The organism is Halomonas sp. 707B3, from assembly GCF_024158645.1.
In the GTDB taxonomy this organism is placed as follows: domain Bacteria; phylum Pseudomonadota; class Gammaproteobacteria; order Pseudomonadales; family Halomonadaceae; genus Vreelandella; species Vreelandella lionensis.
In genome coordinates this window covers 1-2466 of record NZ_JAMZBE010000256.1, presented here as the reverse complement: position 1 = coordinate 2466, position 2466 = coordinate 1, and the positions used below count along the sequence as shown (strand labels likewise).

3 protein-coding genes are annotated in these 2466 nt (G+C 45.1%); 1 reads left to right on the top strand and 2 read right to left on the bottom strand.

The annotated features are described in order from the left end of the window. Positions 1–90: 90 nt before the first annotated feature. On the bottom strand, positions 91–1026 hold the full coding sequence (locus BIS10_RS18355) for a DUF6538 domain-containing protein (protein WP_253507591.1): 936 nt from the start codon (positions 1024–1026) through the stop codon (positions 91–93). A 292-nt stretch (positions 1027–1318) separates the two neighbouring features. On the opposite strand from BIS10_RS18355, the gene BIS10_RS18350 reads away from it, so the two are divergent. Next, a complete protein-coding gene (locus tag BIS10_RS18350; protein WP_253507588.1) occupies positions 1319–2191 on the top strand; it encodes a GGDEF domain-containing protein in 873 nt (290 codons plus the stop codon). 29 nt (positions 2192–2220) lie between these two features. Here the strand turns inward: BIS10_RS18350 and BIS10_RS18345 are convergent. Further along, positions 2221–2466, bottom strand: a 246-nt coding sequence (locus BIS10_RS18345; RefSeq protein WP_253507586.1) for a hypothetical protein, incomplete at its 5' end; no start/stop codon positions are given.

Here is a 2466-nt window from a genome sequence, read left to right as displayed (position 1 = left end):
CATGGCACTGTCTGGGTGAATGGCGATAATGGCTATATTGCCATGCAGGTCAGTGGGTTAGAAGTGCTTCCGGGGGCCGGTCTCACGGATTCAGGTCTTACTATTGGGTAACTCATGGCCTAAAAATGGGTTGATTCTCGTATCATAGCGATTTTTATAGTCTAAATCGTATTTTGAAGCCCATTTATGAAAACCCGAGCCAGCATGGATATGGTTTTGCTTTGTTTTTGCTTGAATACTACTTAAGCTGTCCAAAAACTGTTGATAGCTTTCAAAAGTTAATTCTAGCTTTTCCTCTTCAAGATATTTTTTTAAAATCTTTAGTTTGGAAACATAACTATCCACGGTTTTTTGTGCAAGCCCCTTAACTTCTACTTGGTGCTTGGCGAAGGCTTCAAGCCGTTGTGGTGTAAACGGAGATTTTGGAGAATAGGTTTCAGGCTTATTAAAAATGCGGGTGATTGTTTCTGTTTGCTCTTTGCTGTAACCTTTGGTTTTTGATATATAATCATTTTTAATAACAACAAATTCTTCTACTGCTTTTAAAAAATCGGCAACTAAATCTGTTTTGGGCTTATCATCACTTTGGTCGTAAAAATCGCTACCCATTTGGTAAAACCGATGACGCCAAATTTTAGCTTTTTCTGTATCGTTTTTAAATATTGTTGAAATGTCTTTATCAAAGGTCTTGATAAGGCTCAAAGCATTTTCTTTTGTAAATATTTTTTCGCCACGTATATGTTTTATAAGTGTGGATTCAAAAAAACCTCTGAGATGTTCACTTGTGTTTTTTAGAAGATGCAACTCATTTTCAAGCTCTTCAGCAGTTATTCCGTTTCGTGCTTTTGTTATAACTGATTTCCATTCCGCTAGGATTGGCAGTTTTCTAGCGTGTGCCTCGGCTTTGTTTCCTGTTTTGAGAGATTTAGTTAGCTTCCTACGATTTCCGAACGCATGACGAACATCGTTAGGCAATTCCAACCGAACATGCCAAGTGGAGCCTTTCAAAATTAGATTATCAGCCATACGTTTTCCGCTAATTTGTCCCAAAGATTTGTCCCAAAATAGCAAGATATCGTCGTATATCAAGCATTTCAGCGGGTTAGGTAGAAAATCAGATAGTCCCTCCCTCTCCGCCACAGAATTTAAAAAAAGCCCGCTGAGCAATCAGCGGGCTTTTTTGTGTCTGAGATTTTCGCGAATAAACAAACAGTGCTCATGCCTCAGCGTGCAGAATTCCCCTCTCACCACCATAAGAGTTGTCCAGGCAACCCTCGATCCGTCTATACTCGAGAAAAGCCACCCAACTAGGCTGTCCATGTCCGTTGATTTGCAGGCGCTCTATCCTAAGCTGATTCACTTGATGCTCGACACTGTGTTCGTCGTGGATGCGGATCATCAGATTCTTTTTGTCAGCGATGCCTGCGAATCGCTGCTGGGCTACCGTGCCGATGAGCTGGTAGGCACGCTAATTACTCACTATATGCACCCGGAAGATCTGGCTATTACCAAAGCCTCTATTAAGCGAGTCATGAATGGGCAGCCCCATCTCGATTTTCGTAACCGTTATCTGCATAAAAATGGCAGCGTGGTGTATGTGCTTTGGTCGGCTCGTTGGTCGGATGAAGAGCAAGTAAGAATTGGCGTTGCTCGAGATGTAACCGCACAGGTGCAAGCGGAAGACGACCTGCGCTTTCTGGCACATCACGATCCGCTCACCAAACTGACCAATCGTTCACTGTTTTACGATCGTTTGGAGGCGGCGTTAAGTACGGCAAGGCGCTATCAAAACCGTTTTGCGCTGCTGTTTTTAGATGTAAACGACTTCAAACGAATTAACGATGTGCATGGCCACGCGGTGGGAGATGCGGTGCTTTGCGAGGTAGCTCGCCGTTTGAGTGGCTGCGTGCGTGAGACTGATACGGTGGCACGTATGGGGGGCGATGAATTTACGGTGATATTAACCGACGTTCACTCTAAAGAGGCCGCCATCGAAAAAGCTGCCCAAATACTGGAGGTGCTCTCTGAACCGCTCGCGGCAGAGGTAGGAGGGGCGGATATGCGGGATATCGGCATGCCGTCTTGCAGTGTGGGTGTGGCCACCTACCCAGAAGACGGCAAAGATGCTGATACGCTACTGAATTATGCAGACGTGAAAATGTACCGAATGAAAAGGCGTCGTTCGCGTTAGTAAAGCTACTGACTTTAAAACGGTAACTTTTAAAACGGTAGCCCACCGCTAAAGCCAAAAATTGCCACGGCAATCACAACAACGACAACAACAATGGTAGTGGTAGACGGCATGTTCTCTTCCTCTGAGAAATAAGTGTGCCTTAAGCCTAGCTGCTGGCTAGCGGTTTCGCACATTTTTATGGCTCTTCGACGTTGGGTGTGGAATTCGCCCCCTGAGCTGGGCCAGAATATGACCTCCACAGCGGCAGGAGGTATGACATGGACGGCACCCAG